At 39.4% G+C, this 22,360-nt stretch carries 19 protein-coding genes; 8 read left to right on the forward strand and 11 right to left on the reverse strand.

The genetic code is table 11. From position 1 onward, the window contains the following. Positions 1–106: 106 nt before the first annotated feature. Entirely contained in the window at positions 107–892 is a 786-nt protein-coding gene (locus tag HGD76_RS03360) for a TatD family hydrolase (protein WP_168694966.1), read from the reverse strand. A gap of 114 nt (positions 893–1,006) precedes the next feature. Continuing rightward, complete coding sequence (gene rpsT, locus HGD76_RS03365; RefSeq protein WP_168632342.1) at positions 1,007–1,294, reverse strand: 30S ribosomal protein S20; 288 nt, start codon at positions 1,292–1,294, stop codon at positions 1,007–1,009. A 645-nt stretch (positions 1,295–1,939) separates the two neighbouring features. On the opposite strand from rpsT, the gene hisD reads away from it, so the two are divergent. Next, entirely contained in the window at positions 1,940–3,235 is a 1,296-nt protein-coding gene (gene hisD, locus HGD76_RS03370) for a histidinol dehydrogenase (RefSeq protein ID WP_168694967.1), read from the forward strand. Between the two features lie 99 nt (positions 3,236–3,334). Then, positions 3,335–4,504, forward strand: coding sequence for a homocysteine biosynthesis protein (locus HGD76_RS03375; RefSeq protein ID WP_015083721.1), 1,170 nt, complete (start codon positions 3,335–3,337; stop codon positions 4,502–4,504). Between the two features lie 150 nt (positions 4,505–4,654). On the opposite strand, the gene patR is transcribed toward HGD76_RS03375, so the two are convergent. Then, on the reverse strand, positions 4,655–5,641 hold the full coding sequence (patR, locus tag HGD76_RS03380) for a heterocyst master regulator PatR (RefSeq protein ID WP_168694968.1): 987 nt from the start codon (positions 5,639–5,641) through the stop codon (positions 4,655–4,657). Between the two features lie 391 nt (positions 5,642–6,032). Here patR and HGD76_RS03385 point away from each other — a divergent pair, with 391 nt between their 5' ends. Beyond that, complete coding sequence (locus HGD76_RS03385; protein ID WP_168694969.1) at positions 6,033–6,941, forward strand: tetratricopeptide repeat protein; 909 nt, start codon at positions 6,033–6,035, stop codon at positions 6,939–6,941. Positions 6,942–7,062: 121 nt separating this feature from the next. Here the strand turns inward: HGD76_RS03385 and HGD76_RS03390 are convergent, their stop codons facing one another. Beyond that, positions 7,063–7,404: a hypothetical protein gene (locus HGD76_RS03390; RefSeq protein ID WP_015083718.1), complete on the reverse strand. Its 342-nt coding sequence runs from the start codon at positions 7,402–7,404 to the stop codon at positions 7,063–7,065. Positions 7,405–7,535: 131 nt separating this feature from the next. After that, the gene (locus tag HGD76_RS03395) at positions 7,536–8,153 is read right to left on the reverse strand and encodes a TMEM165/GDT1 family protein (RefSeq protein ID WP_168694970.1); all 618 of its coding nucleotides are present in this window, start codon (positions 8,151–8,153) and stop codon (positions 7,536–7,538) included. A gap of 279 nt (positions 8,154–8,432) precedes the next feature. Between HGD76_RS03395 and arsM the strand changes: the two genes are divergently transcribed. The 3 genes from arsM to HGD76_RS03410 all read left to right on the forward strand — a co-directional run bounded on the left by arsM (position 8,433) and on the right by HGD76_RS03410 (position 12,219). After that, the gene (arsM, locus tag HGD76_RS03400) at positions 8,433–9,401 is read left to right on the forward strand and encodes an arsenosugar biosynthesis arsenite methyltransferase ArsM (protein WP_168694971.1); all 969 of its coding nucleotides are present in this window, start codon (positions 8,433–8,435) and stop codon (positions 9,399–9,401) included. Positions 9,402–10,413: 1,012 nt separating this feature from the next. Next, positions 10,414–11,502 carry an AI-2E family transporter gene (locus HGD76_RS03405; RefSeq protein WP_168694972.1) on the forward strand — a complete coding sequence of 363 codons (1,089 nt, stop codon included), beginning with the start codon at positions 10,414–10,416 and terminating at the stop codon, positions 11,500–11,502. A 348-nt stretch (positions 11,503–11,850) separates the two neighbouring features. Next, positions 11,851–12,219, forward strand: coding sequence for a 2TM domain-containing protein (locus HGD76_RS03410; protein ID WP_015079078.1), 369 nt, complete (start codon positions 11,851–11,853; stop codon positions 12,217–12,219). 86 nt (positions 12,220–12,305) lie between these two features. Here the strand turns inward: HGD76_RS03410 and HGD76_RS03415 are convergent, their stop codons facing one another. The 6 genes from HGD76_RS03415 to HGD76_RS03440 all read right to left on the reverse strand — a co-directional run bounded on the left by HGD76_RS03415 (position 12,306) and on the right by HGD76_RS03440 (position 18,820). Further along, on the reverse strand, positions 12,306–13,910 hold the full coding sequence (locus tag HGD76_RS03415; protein WP_168694973.1) for an NAD(P)H-quinone oxidoreductase subunit 4: 1,605 nt from the start codon (positions 13,908–13,910) through the stop codon (positions 12,306–12,308). Between the two features lie 700 nt (positions 13,911–14,610). Next, complete coding sequence (locus HGD76_RS03420; protein WP_168697351.1) at positions 14,611–15,123, reverse strand: hypothetical protein; 513 nt, start codon at positions 15,121–15,123, stop codon at positions 14,611–14,613. Between the two features lie 125 nt (positions 15,124–15,248). Beyond that, entirely contained in the window at positions 15,249–16,157 is a 909-nt protein-coding gene (locus HGD76_RS03425; RefSeq protein WP_148764635.1) for a GIY-YIG nuclease family protein, read from the reverse strand. A 191-nt stretch (positions 16,158–16,348) separates the two neighbouring features. Then, the gene (locus HGD76_RS03430) at positions 16,349–16,798 is read right to left on the reverse strand and encodes a DUF29 domain-containing protein (RefSeq protein WP_053538169.1); all 450 of its coding nucleotides are present in this window, start codon (positions 16,796–16,798) and stop codon (positions 16,349–16,351) included. A 225-nt stretch (positions 16,799–17,023) separates the two neighbouring features. After that, a complete protein-coding gene (thrB, locus tag HGD76_RS03435) occupies positions 17,024–17,938 on the reverse strand; it encodes a homoserine kinase (protein WP_168694974.1) in 915 nt (304 codons plus the stop codon). 180 nt (positions 17,939–18,118) lie between these two features. Continuing rightward, entirely contained in the window at positions 18,119–18,820 is a 702-nt protein-coding gene (locus tag HGD76_RS03440) for a rhomboid family intramembrane serine protease (RefSeq protein WP_015079084.1), read from the reverse strand. Positions 18,821–18,939: 119 nt separating this feature from the next. On the opposite strand from HGD76_RS03440, the gene HGD76_RS03445 reads away from it, so the two are divergent. Continuing rightward, positions 18,940–21,009, forward strand: coding sequence for a serine/threonine-protein kinase (locus tag HGD76_RS03445; RefSeq protein ID WP_168651133.1), 2,070 nt, complete (start codon positions 18,940–18,942; stop codon positions 21,007–21,009). A 126-nt stretch (positions 21,010–21,135) separates the two neighbouring features. Further along, positions 21,136–22,249 (forward strand): peptide chain release factor 2 gene (gene prfB / locus HGD76_RS03450; RefSeq protein WP_168694975.1). Its coding sequence is split into 2 segments (ribosomal slippage): positions 21,136–21,207 and positions 21,209–22,249, totalling 1,113 coding nucleotides; the frame shifts between segments, so codons are not numbered across the junction. Positions 22,250–22,360: the final 111 nt, after the last annotated feature.

Genomic DNA, 22,360 nt, shown 5'->3' on the forward strand with positions numbered 1-22,360 from the left:
TGGCTTAACCTAAATGTTTTAGAGGGAATAATTCTAGCACATTTTCATTCAATAGAAGTATCTTCTTGATTAAATCAGCGCTAATTCTTTGGGACTTGATGCTCATCTACAACGCTAGACCAAATAATCTACAGGCATTTTGGGTGGTTTTCTGGGCAATTTCCTCTATTGTTTCTTCTCGTAGTTTTGCTAATTGCTCCGCTACATAGCGAACATTGGCGGGTTCATTCCGCTTTTCGCCACGTTTGGGAACGGGTGACAGAAATGGACAATCTGTTTCTATCAGTAAGCGATCGCTATTCACCATTGCGGCAGACTCTTGAATAGTTTTAGCATTCTTGAATGTCACTGTGCCGCTAAAGCTAATATAGAAACCTAAATCTAGAAACCATTGAGTTTCTTCTGGTGTCCCTCCCCAGCAGTGCATGACACCCCGTACCCTTTCCCCATGCAAATCCCGCCATTTTTGCAATACATCCCTGACTGCTGGTGCAGCATCACGACAATGGATGATCACTGGTAAATTCAGTTCACAAGCGATCGCTAATTGTGATGCAAATACCTCATGCTGAAGCTCATAATTATCTGCTTTGTAAAAATCCAACCCCATTTCCCCAATGGCTACCACTTGAGAATGAGAACTGGCTAAAGACTTGATTTGGGCGGCTGTTTGGTCATCCCATTTATGAGCATCCAGAGGATGCAGCCCCACAGCAAAGCTAAGTTCAGGAAACTGCTCGGCTATGCGGCTAATGCTCGCAAATTCCTGGGGGTGAACACAGGAGTGGACTAATCGGACTACTCCTGCTTCTTGCCACCGAGTGCGAACGGCTGCTAAATCTGGCTGGAAAGTGTCAAAGTTAATGTGTACGTGGGTATCTATAAGTTGCATAGCTTGTCATTAATCAATGGTCAGTGGTGAGTTAGCGCGGTCTTGAAGGTTTCCCCAATGAACAAATGACTAACCCCGGAGAGGGTGAGTTGTCAACAAACCACTGACTATTGACTAAGCAGTAAGGGTTTTGTGTTTACGAGCTAAACTTGACTTTTTTCTAGCTCCATTGTTGGCATGAAGCACACCAGTCTTTACAGCTTTATCAATTTTGCTGTAAGCTTCGGACATTCTCGTTTCCACTTCCTGCTTGAGTTCTGTTGTCGGGTTGGCAGCAAAAGCTTCCACAGAACTAAAGTATTTCTTCATCAGCGTTTTAACTGCTGATTTATAAGCTTTGTTACGCAGTCGGTTTCGTTCTCCGATTTGAGCGCGTTTAAGAGCAGATTTTGTATTCGCCACAGTAATTCCAAAAAAAGACTATTAATTATGTACACACACTACTAGGTTTAATAAATATAGCATTATTTTTGCTGATGTGATAATTTTTGAAAAAAAATATTTTATTTGGGCGTAAAAGCTGATGCTTACGGCTAAAAAAATAGATTAGAATGGTTTACTGACAAGGAAAACAGACCAGTTACCTCAATTCAGACAGAGGGAATATTAAATTTCTGGGGTTCCTTTTAGGAACTACGGTCAGAAACGGTAAGTTCTACCGAGATTGCCTGTGGAGCGGAAAAACCTCTTAGAAGCCATTCTAAGACCGTGATGAAGCAGGAAGTAAACACTAAGGTTATCGCTGTCCAGATGTGTCTAGACTTTGGTAATTTTGGGTAAGTTTTATAGAACGGTTGTCCGAGTTTTATAAAGTAGTATCAGAAAAAATCCAGGTTAAGCTAGAGAAGAGAATCATATCCAGCTTTAGACCCTAACACCGCAGAGCGGAAGTCAAAAGTCAAAAATCAAAGGTCAAAAAGCTTATATGTTAGGCTTTTTAGCTATTTTGAATGGTTTTTCTACTGACGCAATGTTGTAGTAGCAAGTAAAAAGCCCAAATGGTTCTTAAAATCAAAATATTGTAAAATTTGGCATTGTCATTACTCCATGCTGCGAATTATTACTCAGCAGGCAGACGTTAGATCAGAACTGCAACGGATCTGCGATCGCACCCAGGATGAACAGGTACTTCATAAAGAAGCAACAGTCCGCGAAGTGTTGCAAGCGGTGAAGCGCCAAGGTGACAAAGCTGTACTACATTATACAGCGGAATTTGATCACCAAATCCTCAAACCAGAAGAACTCAAAGTAACAGGCTCAGAACTGGATGCAGCTTACCAACAGGTATCCAAGGATTTACTCCAGGCGATTCGCCTCGCTTGCCAAAAAATAGAAGCTTTTCACCGTCAGCGAGTTCCCAAAAGCTGGGTACAGTTTGGTGATGATCAAGTAGTTTTAGGCAAACGCTATACCCCCGTAGACCGAGCAGGTTTATATATCCCAGGCGGTCGGGCTTGTTACCCCAGTACAGTGTTAATGAACGCCATTCCGGCAAAAGTGGCTGGTGTCCCTCGTGTGGTGATGGTGACACCTGCTAGAGGCGGTAAAATGGTGAATCCTGCGGTTTTGGTAGCGGCCCAAGAAGCAGGAGTTCAGGAAATTTACCGTGTGGGTGGCGCTCAAGCTATCGCGGCTTTAGCCTATGGCACAGAAACCATTCCCAAGGTTAATGTCATTACAGGACCAGGGAATATTTATGTCACCTTGGCGAAAAAGTTGGTTTACGGAACAGTGGGAATTGATTCTTTAGCAGGTCCGAGCGAAGTGCTGGTAATTGCTGATGAAACAGCTAATCCTGCCTATGTAGCGGCTGACTTGTTAGCTCAAGCAGAACATGATCCTATGGCAGCCGCAATTTTGCTGACAACGGATGCGGGGTTGGCAAGAAAAGTGCAAATGGCGGTGGAAAGACAATTGGTAGATCACCCGCGCCGGATAGATACGGAAAAAGCGATCGCCCATTATGGTTTAATCGTCGTGGTGGAATCCCTGGAAGCCGCCGCCGAACTTGCCAACGAGTTTGCACCAGAACACTTAGAATTAGAAGTTGCTGATCCTTGGGCTTTAATGAACCAAATTCGCCATGCTGGGGCAATTTTCTTGGGTAGTTCCACACCTGAAGCTGTAGGAGACTATTTAGCCGGTCCTAACCATACCTTACCTACTTCCGGTGCAGCCCGTTATGCTTCAGCTTTAGGGGTAGAAACATTTTTAAAACACTCAAGTATTATCCAATACTCACAAACTGCTTTGGAAAAAGTGGCATCTGCCATTGACATCTTAGCAACTACGGAGGGTTTACCTTCTCATGCTGATTCCGTTAAACTCAGGGTAGAGGATTGACACTCTGAGGTTGAAAATACGGTCCTAAAAATTACTCCCCCGTAAGCAGGCTATCGTCAACGCCCCCAGTGTACCGATAGTCCTTCAAATAAATTTAAAATGCGAACAATTGCGGAAATTAATGAGAAAATCACCCGAAAACGGGCGGTAGTCTGGACTGCTGAAGAGTTAAAAGCCCGAGTTGCGGAAATTGGTGTTAGTAAAGCTGCCAAAGAAGTAGATGTAATTACCACTGGCACATTTGAACCAATGGAATCAAGTGGTGCAATTATTAACTTAGGACATACTGACCCACCCATTAAAATTCGGCGTTGCTGGTTAGATGGAGTCCCGGCTTATGCGGGTTTTGGGGCTGTGGATTTATACTTAGGTGCTAGTTGTCCAGTTGACTCTCTGGATGGGGAAGACTTGCGGGAACGTGGTGGTGGTCATGTGATTGAGGATTTAATTGCCGGTAAATCTATCCAAGTTCGCGCTGTGGGACAAGTTACCGATTGCTACCCTAGAGCCACATTTGAAACCACCGTTACCCGTGACACTATCAATCAGTTTTATTTATTTAATCCGCGCAATCTTTATCAAAATTTTATTGTTGGTGTGAATGGAGGCGATCGCCCACTACATACCTATCTAGGACCATTGCAACCCCGCTTAGGAAATGCGGTTTATTCTAACCCCGGTTCGCTTTCCCCCCTCCTGAATGACCCCGATTTACAACTTGTGGGAATTGGGACAAAGATTTTTTTGGCTGGGGGTGTTGGTTATGTAGCTTGGGAAGGGACACAACATTTTCCCTTGCAAAAGCGGTTAGAAAATCGCACACCTATTGGACCTTCGGCAACTTTGGCGTTAATTGGTGATGCTAAACAAATGGATGCGCGATGGATACGAGGCTGTTATTTTAAAAGCTATGGACCATCTTTAATGATGGGTGTGGGTGTACCATTGCCAGTTTTAAATGCTGGTGTGGTAGAACGCTGTGCTGTGCAAGACAAGGATTTAGTAGCACCAATTGTAGATTTTTCGATTCCTCGTCGTGTCCGTCCTACCTTCGGTCTAGTGAGTTACGCACAACTTAAATCTGGACGTATCACTATTGAAGGTAGGACGGTACGAGTAGCCTCTTTAGCCAGTTTATTTCTTTCCCGACAAGTAGCCCAAGAGTTGAAACAGTGGATTAAAGAAGGGATATTTACTCTAACTGAACCAGTAGCCCCAATTCCCATGGAACGTTCTTTTTTACCCCAAGACCGTTGGACGGAGTTTTAAGAAGAAGGAGTCAGGAGTCAGGAGTCAGGAGAAAGAGGGAATAAGAAAGAATAAAATTCTTTACCTGTTCCCTCAAAATTAATCCCCATTGAGTTTAAGCTTCTTGGCAATTAACAACTGACAACTGACAACTGACAACTGACCAATTACCTAATCCGGACTTGGTTTAGGCTTTTTAACTGGCATAGGAGTGGGGGCTTTTGGTATGGGTTTGGTGATGACGGTGGGATCACCTGCTGTCTTTTTAATGGGACGTGGGGCATCTCCATTGCCATTGCGTCTGGGAGGGAATGGCCTTCTATCACCACCACCACCACCACCACCACGAGGCGCTCCTTTGAACGGTGGTCGGCGTTTTTTGGGTAAATCAGCGATCGCTTCGGCATTAACTACTACTAATGCGTCATTTTCCCGTTTAACATTGAAGTCCCAGAACTTACCTACAGCTTTGGTAGTTAATACGCCCTTGAGTTTCAACTTAAAATATTTAGCTTTATCAGTAGGTTTACGGGGAGCTTGTTTGATTTTCACAACCAAACTCTTTTCGTCAAAAGACTGGTAAACTACCTCACCACGCACAGAAAAGCCACCATCAGGAACTGCTGATGAGGGTTTTGGATGAATGCTTAACGCTACACTACCGTTATTAGAAACTGCTGTCGAATCTGTACCAGCTTCATCTAGTTCATATTTGGCCAGATTTTCTGGTTCCCAAACACCAACAATTTGCAGGTGCAATGCGTCATTTTCTTGTCTAGTGCGGGGATAAACTACCCATAGATGTTCTGTTTCTAGGTCTAAGTGATTTTTGACTAAACTCATAATCCGACCTAAGAGGACGGCATTAAGTTCAACCCCATCTTTTGTGATTAGTGTCCCCTGGGTGAACTGTTCATCACTAGCATGGTAACATCCGCGAATTAACCCAATAGCTCGGTATTGAGTCGGTTCGCTAGGAGGTGGAATTGGTTGTTCTCGATTAGGCAAATGCCCATTAGAGTCAGTCAGGGATTTTTCCAGTTTAGAGGATTGGTCTGCTAATGTATTAGCATTAACAGGGGATTCAATCTCTTTTATGCCTTGGTTAGAGGCTGTTAAATTTGCGGATTCAGAAGACGGCATCAGGTCGGAATTCATAAAAACTCCTTACGGCACAAGACATACCCCATTGTGGGATTTAATAAAAACAAAGGAAAAGAGCAAGTGTGTGACTGATCAAAGTATATTTCTTTTTAATCTGGTCACTCCCTTGATGCTCTGTACGAAAATCAAAACGCTAGATATCACATTTATACACTAAATGTGTAATTTAGCGTCCTTAATCCAGTTATGGCTTACGCCAAGCTACGCTATCGGAAGCATAGCATACCGATAATTCGGACGGATCTTCCTAAAGTCATCACTTACTTTAGCAGGATAGATATTTATTTGTTATAAAATTCACAGACAAATGACCGTATTCCGCAAAGTTTTGGAAATTTTTAACTTTGCAATTTATCTCATTCCCATTTAGGAGCAGAATAATATTGTGTCTGAATCGCGTAATCGCTGGATAGTCCGAGTAGTTTTAGCTTTCGCTGTTGTTGCTTTTTTGGGTGTTTCTATTATGCCCATCATTACAGCGGTTAATAAACCCCAATCATCTCCACAAAATCAGCCCACTGCTGACCCTAAAATATCTTCATCGGAGCAAAAGTCAAAACTGGAAGATCAAGTTCGGGGTTATGAATTAGTTTTACAAAAAGATGCAGAAAATCAAACTGCACTCAAGGGACTTTTGCAAGCACGTCTGGGTTTGTTGAGTCAAAAAAGCCGGGGTGAAGTGAAACCAGCGGATATTCAAGCTGTGATTGAACCTTTAGAAAAACTCGCTAAACTCAATCCCCAACAGTCGGAGTATGGGGTTTTACTGGCACAAGCTAAACAACAAATTGGTGATAAGGAGGGGGCTGCTCAAACTTATCGCTCTATTTTAACTACAAAACCTGGTGATTTGAAAGCTTTGCAGGGCATGGTGAATTTGCAATTAAGTGAAAAGCGTCCAGAAGCAGCTATTGGCTTATTACAAGAAAGCTTGGCTGCTGCGACTCAAGCCAATACTATTCAGCCGGGTAGTGTGGATGTGGTTGCTGTGCAGGTGCTTTTAGGTAGTGTATACGCTTTTCAAAAGAATGATAATAAAGCTATCTCTGCTTATGATGAAGCAATTAAGAAAGATGCTCAAGATTTTCGCCCCGTTTTAGCAAAGGCAATGCTGTTTAAGGAACAAGGTAAGCTTGATAAAGCAAAACCTTTATTTGATAGTGCGACGGCTTTAGCACCGGCTCAGTATAAGGATGAGATTAATAAAGCAGCAGCTTCTAATCCTACTCCTACGGCATCACCTACGCCTTCATCCACAGAATCACCTACGGCATCACCTACGGCTACTCCGTAAGGTGTAGGGAGGAGAGGTAAACTGATAGAAGTCTCTGAGTTTTTTAGCAATAAAATAGGAGTTGAGCAAAAAATAATTCAACTCCTGATCAATAAATTATTTTTTGATCAGGATGCTGAAATTAAAAGGGTAAGTATCCTGTTGTAAGCATTTTATAACCAGAGGCGATGCAAATTAGTGAGAGAAAAAACTGCCATAAACTAGTAGGGTTAAGAATTGCACGACTGCTAATAAATATGGCCATAATACCAACGGCAACAGCAGTCCATCCCAAATCTTTCATACTTCCTGGAGCAAAAACTAGCAAGAGTACACCTGATGTTAATGCTAATACTGAAATATCAGCAGAAATTCCTCGCCACCAATAAGGATAAACATTGGTTGTAAAAAAGATATTTTCTCCTACAAGATAAATACCCAAAATTAGCAACCCAAAGCCGACAATTCTCAGTAAAAAGCCCATAATGTACCCCTATAAAAAAATTTACATCTGACTAAGACTTAAAAGTACAACTGAGGGCGGGGAAACCACGCACCTACAGGTTTTGTAATTTTATCACGGATCTCACTCAGGTGCATACAGGGGTACTGAACTTATTGTCCTTCTATGGCGGCCACTATGCCGAAGATGATAAATAGAAAGCCGCCGATAAAGGTAATTTGTCTTTCGGATATCTTACCTGCTATTAATCTACCACCGATGACGGCGATCGCTGCACAAATTGCGTGTCCTAATATCGCTCCCAGTGTCACACCAATGGGGTTATTCCCGGCTGCTAAGGCTATTGTAGCTATTTGTGTGCGATCGCCCCATTCTGCTATAAATGTTAGTACGAAGGATTTCAGTAAAATTGACCAAACACTTTTTTCCTGGGAATTATCTAAATCTGCTTTTTCCACCGCTTCTTGTGCTTCTTCTGCGACTTCTTCGGTAGCAGATACACCCATTTTATTGGCATCATAGATTAATTTTAAACCAAAGGCAATAAACAAAACTATTTCGGCGTAATGAATATAGATTTTTGGTAATAAAGATACTACCTGCCCAAATGCAACCGATAAGATAGTCATAGCCGCTAAAGCAGCGACTACACCAGTGAATACCAAGCGCCGCGAGTGGTGAATGGACAAAATCACAGCAATAAAAAATGTTTTATCACCTAGTTCGGAAAAGGTAATTAGTAGTAAACCTTGGGTAAAAGCTGTTAACACTCTCTCAAACTCCTAAAGGATTTTTTACCTGTGTGGAGTATCAATGAGAGCAATAAAACCTCACTGAACTCCACATAGTTAAATGTGTAGTCAGTGAAGGTCTCGCTTTCAAATACTTTATTTATTCGCTATCTAAACCAGGCTCATCACCAGTATGTTGACTTAGATATACTGAACAGAAAACTTTGATTTACTGCCAGCAGCTACTCCCCTTCTATTAGTTATGTATAATACTCTTTCTGACAACAAAAGTCAAGCCATAAACCCTAATTTGAGATTATGACCTATTTAGAAACCGCAGCCCAATTTTACAGCCAAGTTGCCCAAACACCAGAAATAGGTCTTTGTTGTGTTCAAAGTACACCTTTACAATTACCAGGGCTAAAAATTCCTCTAGCTATGCAGGAAATGAACTATGGTTGTGGAACTACGGTTCATCACAACGAACTTAATAATGAACCAACAGTTTTATATATTGGTGTCGGTGGTGGGTTGGAAGCTTTGCAATTTGCTTATTTTTCTCGTCGTCCTAGTGCGGTGATTGCTGTTGAACCGGTGGAAGCTATGCGAGAAGCTGCAATGCGTAATTTACAAATTGCTGCAACAGAAAACCCTTGGTTTGATCCTAGCTTTGTCGAAATTCGTCCGGGGGATGCTTTTAATTTACCTGTTGCGGATGCTTCTGTAGATGTAGTCGCGCAAAATTGCCTGTTTAATATTTTTGAACCAGCAGATTTAACTTGCGCTTTAAAAGAAGCATATCGGGTATTAAAATCAGGTGGACGCTTGCAGATGAGTGACCCGATTGCAACAAGTCCAATTCCTGCTCATTTACAACAAAATGAACATTTACGCGCTTTATGTTTATCTGGTGCTATTACATATCCAGAATATACTAACTTAATTATTAATGCGGGTTTTGGACAAATTGAAATTCGCGCTCGTCGTCCTTATCGGTTGTTAGATAAACACAATTATCAATTAAAAGAAAATCTCCTTTTAGAAAGTCTGGATTCTGTGGCTTTTAAGGTAGATATTCCCGCAGACGGAGCTTGTATTTTTACTGGTAAAACAGCGATTTATGCAGGTAAGGAAGCATTTTTTGATGATAAGAATGGGCATATTTTACAAAGAGGAATTCCTGCGGCGGTTTGTGATAAAACAGCGGGAAATTTAGCAAATTCAAATCCTGAAGAAATCATTATTACTAATTCTACATGGTATTACGATGGTGGGGGATGTTGTTAAGAGTAATTCTTGTATCTAATCTAGCTGAGGTTTCGCGCAAAGATACAAAGGAGCAAAGACGCAAAGCCAGAAAACTCTCGTTCCCAGTCTCTGACTGGGAATGCCATCTTAGAGGTTCTACCTCCAGGTATAATAGAGGCAGAGCCTCTTAACTACATTCCCACGCAGAGCATGGGAACGAGATGGCTTTGTCGAAATTCGTCCGGGAGATGCTTTTAATTTACCTGTTGCAGATGCTTCTGTAGACGCAAAGCCAGAAAACTCTCGTTCTCAGTCTCTGACTGGGAATGCCATCTTAGAGGGTGTTTGAAAAGTTATGGTTGATGTATCAAATATTTTTTACCCCACCCTAACCCTCCCCTTGTAAAGGGGAGGGAACTGGATTTTTATTGTTTCCCCCCTTTACAAGGGGAAAGGGGGGTAGCAATGTGATGAAAATTACGGAATACCACTTTTCAAACATCCTCTTAGGTTGAATGACTTTTAAAACATCCTCTTATAGAAATTCGTGCTAGAGATGCTTCTATGATTACACCTTTTTTTCAACAGCTAAATTCACCTTTAACAAAAAAGGAAATTAATGCCATAAAAATCTTGCCCGCGTGAGCGAGACGCTCACACTACAGTCCATCATTTTTATCTTGACAAACTACTAGGAACGAGATAAAGATTTATTATTCTCAGTTATTATTTGGTATATACCCTATAAAATTATGTGTTCCCCGCACTGTTATGGAAAATCAATTGGGATTTTTGCTGAAGCTGCTATTATTTTCGACTTTGCTATCGATATTAATTAAATATGCTGCTCCGTTTTTAGGGATTCCAGCAACGGTGACAAATGTGTTAATTATGGTTTTGTTACCAACTATAATTATGGTAACTGTTCTACTGTGGCGAATACCAAGACAAAAGCAAAATTAACAGAAAAAATATAGTCAGTGTTGCTAAAATCAGCTAATCTAACTGCATTGTCATCAAAAAGCATTTTACCAAGCTGGGAGTCTTGCTTGTGAATCTTGGTCAATGGATAGGCTTAATTGCTTTAGTTATATCTTTATACATATTGTGGCAACTTAGGGACGTTTTGCTGCTAATATTTGCGGCGGTTGTTTTAGCGACGACTTTAAATCGTCTCGCGCGACGCTTTCAAAGTTTAGGAATAAAACGAGGATTATCAGTTTTATTAGCTGTAGGGATTTTCTTTGCGGGTGTTGTCTGTTTTTTCTGGTTAATTGTCCCCCCTTTTATCCAGCAATTTCATGAACTCACTTATCGAGTTCCCCAAGGATTTGGGCGGTTTAATAGTTGGATTGATGTCCAAAGAACTCATATTCCTGAACAATTATTACCCTATATACCGGATCTTAATAGTTTAATTGCACAGGCACAACCGCTATTTAATCGCTTATTAGGTAATTCTTTTGCTTTTGTTTCTGGTTCATTAGAAGTTGTTCTCAAAATTTTATTAGTCCTGGTTTTAACAGGAATGTTTTTAGTTAATCCTGATGCTTATCAAAAAGTATTTGTTCGCATATTTCCTTCTTTTTATCGGCGACGGGTGATGGGAATTTTAGAACAGTGCGAAGTTTCTTTAGAGGGATGGGTGACTGGTGCTTCTATTGGAGTTTTTGTAGTTGGGTTGATGAGTTTGGTGGGTTTATCAATTTTAGGGGTGAAGGCTGCTTTGGCTTTGGGGGTGTTAGCGGGATTTATGAATTTAATTCCTAATTTGGGTCCGACTATGAGTGTAGTCCCAGCAATGGCGATCGCTCTTTTGGATAATCCCTGGAAAGCTGTTGCTGTTTTTGTTCTCTACTTTTTTATTCAACAGGCTGAGAGCAATTTTATCACACCTGTAGTCATGGCACATCAAGTATCTTTACTACCAGCAGTTACTTTAATTTCTCAGTTATTTTTTGTGACATTTTTTGGATTTTTAGGATTATTTTTAGCACTTCCTTTAACGGTTGTTTTCAGAATTTGGGTGCAAGAAATATTGGTTAAAGACGTGTTAGATAAATGGGGTAATTATGCAGAAGATAATACCGAATTAGTGATAGTGGAGAAGTATTCAGATATCAATGATGAAGTGGAATAGTTTAGGAGTGTACTTTTGTATAAATAAATTCATAAATACATTTACTTCTGATCAGATTTTCAATTTTTGAATATTTTATACTTGTTAAAAGTATAAATAAAATTATAATTGTAGTATTACAAACTTCATTTTTTCTCAGAAATAGAAGAAAAAACACTATCTAAGGAATGATTTATTTTTTAATTTTAATTTCATCTATATTTGTGCTGTTAATTACGACATCAATTATTTTTCAGATATAAAATGTGTTTCTACGCAATTCGTAGGCACATATATTTTTAATGATTGTGTAGCTACCGTTTCAAAAGTAACTCTCAAAAGTATTTTTTACCATTTTAGGTATTGATAATGACTTACAACTCAGAGGAAATGCAGCAGATTCTTGAAGTAGCTTTTAGACGAAAGCAACAGGGAGAATATACAAGAGAACAAATTATAGAAATAGCCTCAGAATTAGGTGTTTCTTCAGAGTCGCTACAAGCTGCGGAACAAGAATGGTTAAAAAATAATATAGAAGTGAAACAAGAGCAAATGTCTAATAGTCAACAACGGAAAGGTTTCAAATCACACCTATTTGCTTTTCTGGCAATTAATGGTTTTTTGGTGCTGTTAAATCTGGTGGTAAGTCCTGGATATTTTTGGGCAATTTATCCCATATTAGGATGGGGATTAGGTTTATTATTGCATGGAATCAAGGTTTATATTAGTAATACCTAAAAGAGATCCCCGACTTCTTGAAGAGGCCGGGGATCTTATCCCCTTTTAATTTAAGATTTACTACAGCGTCTTTTTGGGCTTGATAATTACTCAACTATATTCACTATTTCAGAATTAGCTAATGTTGGTGCGGTGAAAATTTGCGAATACAAATTTGTCGGTTGTTGACGAGCGATAATTGGTAAGACTTGACGAGCATGAGCCGCAACTTCCAATGTTTTCACATCATAAGCTTGTGTGATCATCTTAGGATAAAAACCAATACCAATGATGGGAATTAACAAGCAAGCGGTGATAAACAATTCACGAGGCTTAATATCAAGAACTACAGCATCTAAATGTAAGTCTTGATGTTGATTACCGTAGAAAACTTGACGCAACATGGAAAGCAAATAAATGGGTGTCAAAATCACGCCAACTGCTGATAGAAAGATGACTACAATTTTGAAGCTGGAACTGTAAACATCGCTAGTAGCAAAACCTAAGAACACCATCAATTCACCGACAAAACCACTCATACCGGGTAAAGCCAGAGAAGCCATTGAACCTATAGTAAAGAGAGCGAAAGTTCTGGGCATTACTTTAGCTATACCGCCCATTTTATCCATTACTAAGGTGTGGGTACGTTCGTAAGTTACACCAGAAAGGAAGAATAAACTAGCAGCAATTAAACCGTGAGAAACCATTTGTAATACAGCACCGCTAATCCCGATTTCTGTATAAGATGCAATGCCAATTAACACAAACCCCATGTGGGCAATTGAAGAGTAGGCCAAACGGCGTTTGAGATTGGTTTGAGCAAAGGCACAACAAGCGCCGTAAACAATATTAACTACACCTAAAATCGCTAAAACTGGCGCAAAGGTAACATGAGCATCAGTTAACATCTCTACGTTGAAGCGAATTAGGGCATAACCACCCATCTTTAACAAGACACCGGCTAAAATCATTGAACCGGGTGCAGATGCTTCACCATGAGCATCAGGCAACCATGTATGTAACGGGAAAATTGGTAGTTTGACACCGTAAGCGATTAAGAAACCTGCATATAGTGCTAGTTCTAAAGCTTTGGGATATTCTTTCATTCCCAATTCGGTCATGTTGAAGGTGAAGTTATCACCATAGAAAGCCATTGCAAAACCAGCTACCAGTATAAATATAGAGGCTGCGGCGGTATAGATAATAAATTTAGTAGCTGCGTAATGGCGGTTTGCGCCTCCCCAGATGGCAATTAGTAAGTAAACGGGTACTAACTCTACTTCCCACATCAAGAAGAACATTAACAAGTCCTGGGAGAGGAATACACCTAACTGAGCGCTGTACATGATCAACATCAACGCATAAAATAAACGCGGCTTGGTGGTTACTTTCCAAGCCGCGAATACTGCGAGTGTGTTAATGAAGCCCGTTAGAAGTATCAGGGGCATTGATAAACCATCAATGCCTAGCGACCAGTTCAAGCCAAGTTGGGGTATCCAAGGATAGCTTTCTGTCATTTGCAGGGCTGAACTTTGAAAGTCGTAACTCTGCCACAGGGCAAAAGTCATGAATGCAAAGTCTAATAGTGCCACTCCCAAGCCGTACCAGCGGACGGTTTTACCCTCTTTATCGGGAATGATGGGAATTGCGAGCGCTGCCACTAAAGGCAGGAAGATTATGGCTGATAACCAAGGAATTTCTATGGCATTCATAAGACCTTGTGGTAAGTGGGAAACTCAGTCACTTTAGTGCTGAGAGGAAAATGACTCGTGCGGTTTTAACCGCTGTGCATATTTTTTCATTACCGCCTTGGAGTTGGGAAATTCGGGGTACTTTTGTAATGTACTTTCAACGGGACAATTACCGATTCGAGTTTCCCAACTCTGTACGCATAATGTTTTGCCCTAAAGAGCCTCCCATCTCTGGGGTAATGTTAGCTTCGACCTGTTATCAGAGCTTTTTAGACTTGCAACACTGTTCCAGTGACCTTAGAACTGTTTAATTGCAAATGACAGAGCGGGGAACTAGCAACGCATTCCGAGGTGTCGTGACTCAAATAACGGCTACCCTTCGACTTCGCTCAGGGTGGTCTGGTCAGTACGGCTTGCTTGATTAATCTTGCAAGCCCAGTCCCTTTAGGGCTGGGTTACTGACCACTGTTGACAATATGTTTTTGGTTTTGCTTTTGTTTACATTATATTAAGGAATCGTTACGTCTGTAAACGATTTCTTATGAAGATTTCCAATTTGGAGGACAGATAGTCATAAATACTTACTCAATTATGCCGCGAGTCCATTCTAAATGTAAATTTTTGTAACGTCAACAAAAAAACAGCGACTAATATCGCTGTCTTTAGTTATAATGAACAGCTTGAGGATAAATTAAATTTTTATCAAAGTTATCTCTGTTTCTTAGACAATACGGTTGACAATCATCCACACTTCCCCATCTGATCTGACGAAAGGGACAGAAATTGTCTTAAAGCCTGTGATGAAAGGTTTATAGTAAACTTGCCAATACATGGGACTAAGTTCATCAGCGCAGGTTTTTAGCAGTTTAATTTCTTTAGCTAGTTCTAATGCTAGTTCGTTAACTCGTTCGGCATGAATTTGAGCAATTTTTTTGGCTTCTTCTAGCTGTTCTTGTTGTTGGGAGATGCGGATAGACATGGGCAAATACCGATTGAGATGAGTTTTCCTTTGTTGTATTTGCTTTTCTAGGTAATATAAGGCATCGTCTATGCCTTTAAGTTCGGCGGACAGTTGGACGTTTTCTCTGGCTTGACGACGGTAAGCTTCAACTATGGCTAGGGGTGAGTCGTTTTCGCCCGATTCTACATGATGATTAGTCAGTGCAGCGCGTTCTTGTTGGAGTGCTTGAATTTGAGATTTCAGTGCTGCTATTTCTGACTGGATTTTTTCCATATCCATATATATATGATGATTGGGGGTAAGTGAAAAAGCTGTTACTTCTTCTGGGCGATCGCTTGACAATCAAAATAGTCACGGCAAGAACAGCACTCTGCTTGCAGCAGTGCTACGCGATCGCATTAAGTTGTTGGCTGAATTTGTTTGTTAGCTTTTGATATTTCTTGCTTCTCAATTTCATGTAACTTTTTGCCGGAAGAATCTTTCCATTCCTTCAATCCGTTTGCACTACGCCCCATTATTACATTTGCTGCTGCTGATGGGCTACTAAACAACCAATCGGATTTAAAAACAAGTTTGTCATCTACTTGAACAATAATTTCATTCTTGATAAGTTCATTCCTTAGTTTGTCAAGTCCTCTTTCACGATAAGACTCTACCGTTTCAGTCGCAATCTCAGAGTTACGAAAAACAACAAATCCATCTGATGTTCTTTTACCTTTTGCGTTAGCACCACTAGCTGCATTTATGTATAGGTTCTCATCATCATTGTTATTGACTGGCTCTTGCTTTATAAGAGGATCAAAAACTTTAAAGCCCATCGTATTTATGAGAATTTTGATATACTCAATAAACTCTTCCATTTCTGCTTTGTCAGATTCAGAAATAGAACTTTTTGTTGGAGTATTGCTGTTTTGTACATCATATCTAGATGCCATATTCGCCATTTCAAACAATCTGGACTCCAGGTATTTTATATGTGCTTTATTAAGGTTATCATCCTTACTAATAAATACGACTGCTTCATTCCAAAATTCTTTTTTTGATACATGGTCAACAAGTCTAGAATAAGCATTTTCAGCCTCACCAATGTATACTTTAGCCTTATCAGTCAATGTCTCAGGTTTTCCAAACAATAAGTAAACTGTAGTGCTTCTAAGGTCTTCTCTGTCAGAGCAATCTTTTACTTTGCCTCTAGGAATTCTGTAAGCTTTTCCTGTCCAATTAGATAGTTCACAGGCTATTCTTCCATCTGGATCTGAATCCATCAAGAAAAGTTTTATTGTTTTTCCATATTTACTTGTATACATAAGATTTACTCGAAAAAGCTAAACAGTTGAATTAAGCGATAAGCGATTCTTACGAAGTGCTGGCACTATTGCATCTAATAATATCACGGTTTTATCCGCTCTAATGATATTTTATACATTAATTACTTGTCAATTAGTTGTGTGTGACAATCGCTTCACACTCCATAGACATCACACAAACAATGACTTAATCAATTAGGTAAATAATGAATATCAAGAACTTCCTCCAAAGAATAAGGACATTCTGCGGGAAAATTTACAGTAAAACCTGTTTTTTCTTGAACATAACCCAAAGCGTCCTCATAAATAGTTGTAAAAATAGAATTCAAATAATTATACAAATTAGATGTTAATCTATCTTTTAACTGTACTCGAAAACTTCTAATTTCTGAACGCCAATGATTTTTATTTCTGTCATATTCTTGTGTCCAAAACTGCAATAATAAAAGATGTCTAATTACTTGTTCTAGTAGGCTTTTAACTTGATGCTTATCTCTTTTTGCCAATGATTCCAACTCCTCAATTAAATTTTCTAAATCTAACTCATCAAAACGACTTTGTTTTAATAATTTAATAGTTTCTAATAACCATAAATGGTCATCTGTTTCATAGATCTGCTGCAAATTAGTAATAACTGTCATAACTTTACCTTTTGTTATTTACAAATTACACATACAATCAATATATATTGTAAGGTGCATCGGACTCGATAATTTAATGTTAATCAACAAAATGAAATGTTTAAAGTAGGGGAACACTTCTGTTCCCTTCCCATGACTTAAGTCACACTACGTTATCACCGATACGTTCTCAACTCAAATAGGATTGCTATAGATGTTTGGTGTTGCTGCATTTGTAATTATCTATTACAAAATAACCGCCCCTTGCCGATCCAGGGGAAGCGATCGCACAATTGAGTTCATACCCATTGCAGTCCAGGCATTTGCCATTGCTGTTTCTACGGATTTGGCATAACTTATATCCACTAAAGCCAAAAGTGTGGGGCCTGCACCACTAATTACCATGCCATAAGCACCAGCAGCCACAGCAGCCGCATTCACAGTATCATAACCAGGAATTAAAGCTTGGCGATAGGGTTGATGTAATTTATCTTGCAAGGCGGCTATTAACCATTCTTCTCGATTAGTTGCTAAACCGCGCAACAATAAACCCAAATGAGAAATATTGAAAATTGCATCAGCACGACTGACTTCTGTGGGGACAACCTTTCGCGCTTCTGAGGTTGATAACTCAAAATCAGGAATTGCTACAACTGGAACTATATCTCGATGCCAGAGAATATCACAAACTTCCCAACCTTTTTTGCTGGTAGCAGCCAGACGACAACCACCTAACAACGCTGGTACTACATTATCAGGATGTCCTTCCATTGCGATCGCTAATTCCATCATCTGTAACTCAGACAACGGTGAACCAGCCAACTCATTGGCAGCAATTAACCCCCCGACAATAGCAGTCGCAGAACTACCCAAACCTCGCGCTAAAGGTACACCCAAATTAATTTCTATTTTCACCACTGGTGGTGTTTTTTCTATATGTTTATATAAATTTATAAACGCCTGATACAAAAGATTAGTCTCATCAGTTTGTACCTTTGCTGCTTCTAAACCAGAAACTTGAATAATTAACTCACCTGCATCAACAATAGTAAACTTAAATTCATTATACAGCTTTAAAGCTGCACCTATACAATCAAACCCTGGTCCCAAATTCGCCGTCGTCGCGGGAACTTTAACAGTAATGCTAGAAACTACAGACATTGAAGTTAATTTAAAATTCCAATATGAACTACCCCATTTTACTTCCTTATACCAAATTAAGATATGGAATAAGATATCAAGAATTATTAAACGCAGATGAACGCAAATAAACGCAGATAAATTCGGATGAATTGATGGATTTGATGATTCTGTGCAACTTCACATAAAAATCACAATAACCTAAAGTCTTTGTCTAATTTTCATAAAAGCCGCACCCGTCACTAAAGCCGCAAATTGTCCCCAATAACTCACACTAGAGAAGGAACTACCACCCGTCATATTTAAACTCCCTATGCCATAAAATGACTGCTGGATAAACCACCAAAATAAATATAAAATAGCTGGAACTTCCACAGGGATATACAAAACCAATAAAGTCAAAACCGAATATATTTTTGCCTGGGGAAACTTGATCAGATATGCACCTAAAATAGATGCAATAGCTCCATTAGCACCGATAATTGGTATTGTTAAATCGGAGGATAAAATAATTTGGACTATACCAGAAAAAAAGCCAGCAGTTAAATAAAGTAGTAAATATTGTTTATGTCCTAAAATACTTTCCACCGTTTTTCCAAATACCCACAGAAACAGCATATTTCCTAAGATTTGGCTAAAACTGCCATGGAGAAACAGGGATACAGGTAAAGAAAGTAGCCGCCAAAATACAATTACCCAAGCCGCAGAATTGTAAAAAAAAGCGTTAGCAATCGAGATATTTATTTGAGATGGAATAATTCCCCAATTATTAATTAGATTTCCTAATTCATTACTCCACTCTAATTTTATTTCCCAGAGAAATATGACTACATTAATCCCAATCAACCAATAATTAATAATAGGCTTTTGCCAACTGCGAATATTATCATCTATAGGAATCATCTTAATTTTAACATTTGAATTACTAATTTTTAACTACTAATTAATATTTTTTCCCATCTCCTCATTTTTGTGTGGCAAGATTATCATAATGTAACACAATATTCAAATAGGCTCAGGAAATGCTAGGAAACACCCTTGTAGGCAGATACCAAATCACCAATTACCTGGGAGGTGGCGGATTTGGTGAAACTTATGTTGCTAATGATACTCAATTACCAGGCTCACCCCAGTGTGTAGTCAAGAAACTCAAACCTCAATCTACTGATATTACCACTTTAGAAATAGCTCGGAGGTTATTTGACACAGAAGCCCAAGTTTTATATAAATTAGGAAATCATGATCGCATTCCGCAACTTTTAGCCTACTTTGAAGAAAATGCCGAATTTTATCTGGTTCAGGAACTAATTATTGGTAATGATCTCAGTCAAGAATTAAAATCTGGTGTCATCTTTACTCAAAATCAGGTAATGTCTTTATTACAAGAAATTTTAGAGATTTTGGACTTTGTCCATCAACAAAAGGTAATTCATCGTGATGTCAATCCTCGGAATATTCTCAGACGAGAACAAGATAATAAATTAATTTTAATTGATTTTGGTGCAGTCAAACAAATTACGACAAAATTAGTAAATTCTCCAGACATTACCAAATCTACTGTTGCTATTGGTACACCCGGTTATACTCCTGGAGAACAAGCACAAGGAACACCAAAATTTAGCAGTGATATCTATGCTTTGGGAATTATTGCTATTCAAGCTTTAACAGGATTATCACCAGATCAATTAGAGAAAGATGTCGAAACTAATGAAATTATTTGGCAAAATTTCGCCACTGTCTCTCCAGAATTTGCCCAATTTTTAAATCAAATGATCTGTTATGATTTTCGCCAACGTTATGCTTCAGCAACAATAGCATTACAAGCTTTACAAGAATTAAATAAAAATACATCGGGAACAATAATTATTTCTCCTGCTACTTTACCAAATCAAGTAAAAAATCCCCAAAAGACAAAAGGGATATTTTGGAAATTGCTATTAGGAATATTTGGATTGGGTATTAGTAGTTTCGGCGCAATATTTATGCTCAATCGCCTGAATAATAAAAACGCTATAGAATTATATAATCAGGGTAATACTCTCATTCAATTACAACGCTATCAAGAAGCCTTAGCAACTTACGAAAAAGCCGTAGATATCAAACCTGATTATCCTCAAGCTTTATATGGACAAGGTAAAGCATTATTTCAATTAAAGAAATATCAAGAATCTTTAATAGCTTATGATCAAGCCATTCAAATTCAACCCAATTATTTAGAAGCTTGGACTAATCGAGGTTTTGTTTTAGTCAGACTCAAACGTTATTCAGAAGCAATTGCCACTGTAGATAAAGCTTTACAACTAAAAAATGATGACCCCCAAATTTGGCAACTTAAAGGTGATATCTTCATAAAAATCAGCCAATACAATGATGCAATTAAGGCTTATGAACAAGCAATTAATTTCCAAGCTGATAATCCTGAATTATGGTACAAAAAAGGATTAGCATTCCAAAATCTTAAACAATATGAAGAAGCAATTACAGCTTACAAAAAAACTGTAGAATTAAAACCTGATCATGAATCAGCTTGGTACAATTTAGGTAATTGCTTGGTTAATTTAAATCGTTATGAATTTGCTTTACAAGCTTATGATCAAGCCGTGCAGTATAATCAAAATAACTCCGCAGCTTGGTTATCAAGAAGTAATATATTAATGACATTACGTAGATACCCAGAAGCAATTGATTCCTTTACCCAAGTAATTAAAACCAATCCTCAACAATATCAAGCTTGGTATAATCGAGGTTGGGCATTACATCAAGTTAAACGCTATGGAGAAGCAATAGAATCTTATAAAAAAGCTATTAGTTTAAAAAGCAATGATTATTTAGTATGGTATAATTTAGGGAATACACAATATAACTTACAAAAATATCAAGAAGCGATCGCCTCCTATAATAAAGCCACCCGTTATAAGCCCAATCATTATGAAAGTTGGTACAGTAAAGGTAACGCTTGGTTAAATTTGCAACAATACCAACAAGCGATCGCCTCCTACGACAAAGCCATAGAATATAAACCAGACTACCAACAAGCCATAGAAGCCCGGAAAAAAGCCCAAAACACCCCAAAATTCCCCATCAACTTCTGATCCCTGATTTCGGATAAAATGATTCCATTCCGAAAACTCCTTCTCTTTGCCCCTCTGCGCCTCTGCGTGTTAGCGAAGCGGGGCGAAGCCTGAAAAAATTATCTTAATTAATCAGCAACACCACTTATGGACGTATTAGAACTAAAACGCGAAATCGAAACATTGTCTAGCCGCCTGGGTAAAACCCAGGACTATCTTTGACGTACCCGCACTCAAAGCCAAAATTCACGACTTAGAACAAATATCCGCCCAAACAGAATTTTGGGAAGACCAAACCCAGGCACAAAACACCCTGCAAGAACTCAATGATCTAAAATCCCATTTAGATCAATATTACAAATGGCACGCCAACTTAGACGATACCAGAGTAGTAGTTGAGCTATTAGAACTAGAAACCGACACAGCACTATTGCAAGAAGCGGAATCTACCATTAGCAAACTCAATCATGACCTAGACCAATGGGAACTACAACAACTCCTTTCCGGCACTTACGACGATAAAGGCGCAGTCCTGACAATTAACGCCGGTGCTGGTGGCACAGACGCACAAGACTGGGCATTTATGCTCATGCGGATGTATACCCGGTGGGCAGAAGATCATGGTTATAAAGTCACCCTAGCCGAAGAATCAAAAGGTGAAGAAGCGGGAATCAAATCAGTCACCCTAGAAATCACCGGACGCTATGCTTATGGTTACTTGCGTTCCGAAATGGGGACTCACCGTCTCGTGAGAATTTCCCCCTTCAACGCTAACGGCAAACGGCAAACCAGCTTTGCCGGCATCGAAGTTATGCCGCAAATAGATAACACCGTCAAATTAGACATACCAGAGAAAGATTTAGACATTAGCACCACCCGTTCTGGCGGTAAAGGTGGGCAAAACGTCAACAAAGTAGAAACCGCAGTCCGCATAGTTCACCTCCCCACCGGTCTAGCAGTCCGGTGTACAGAAGAACGTTCCCAACTACAAAACAAAGAAAAAGCACTCGCCCGTCTCAAAGCCAAACTGTTAATCATTGCCAAAGAACAACGCGCCCAAGAAATTGCCGAAATTCGCGGTGATATGGTCGAAGCTTCCTGGGGTAATCAAATCCGTAACTATGTATTTCACCCTTACCAAATGGTGAAAGACCTGCGGACAAACATCGAAACCACAGCCATTACCGATGTCATGAATGGAGAACTTGATATGTTCATTCAGGCTTATCTCAGACAAGAAAACCAGATAGTTGACGCATAATCAAAAATGAAGGGAGAAATTTTCTCCTTTCTTCCTTTCTTCCTTTGCGTCTTTGCTCCTTTGCGTCTTTGCGCGAAACAAAATTAAGAAGTGTAACTCCCATTCCTCCAC

This window comes from Dolichospermum flos-aquae CCAP 1403/13F (assembly GCF_012516395.1).
GTDB classification, from domain to species: domain Bacteria; phylum Cyanobacteriota; class Cyanobacteriia; order Cyanobacteriales; family Nostocaceae; genus Dolichospermum; species Dolichospermum lemmermannii.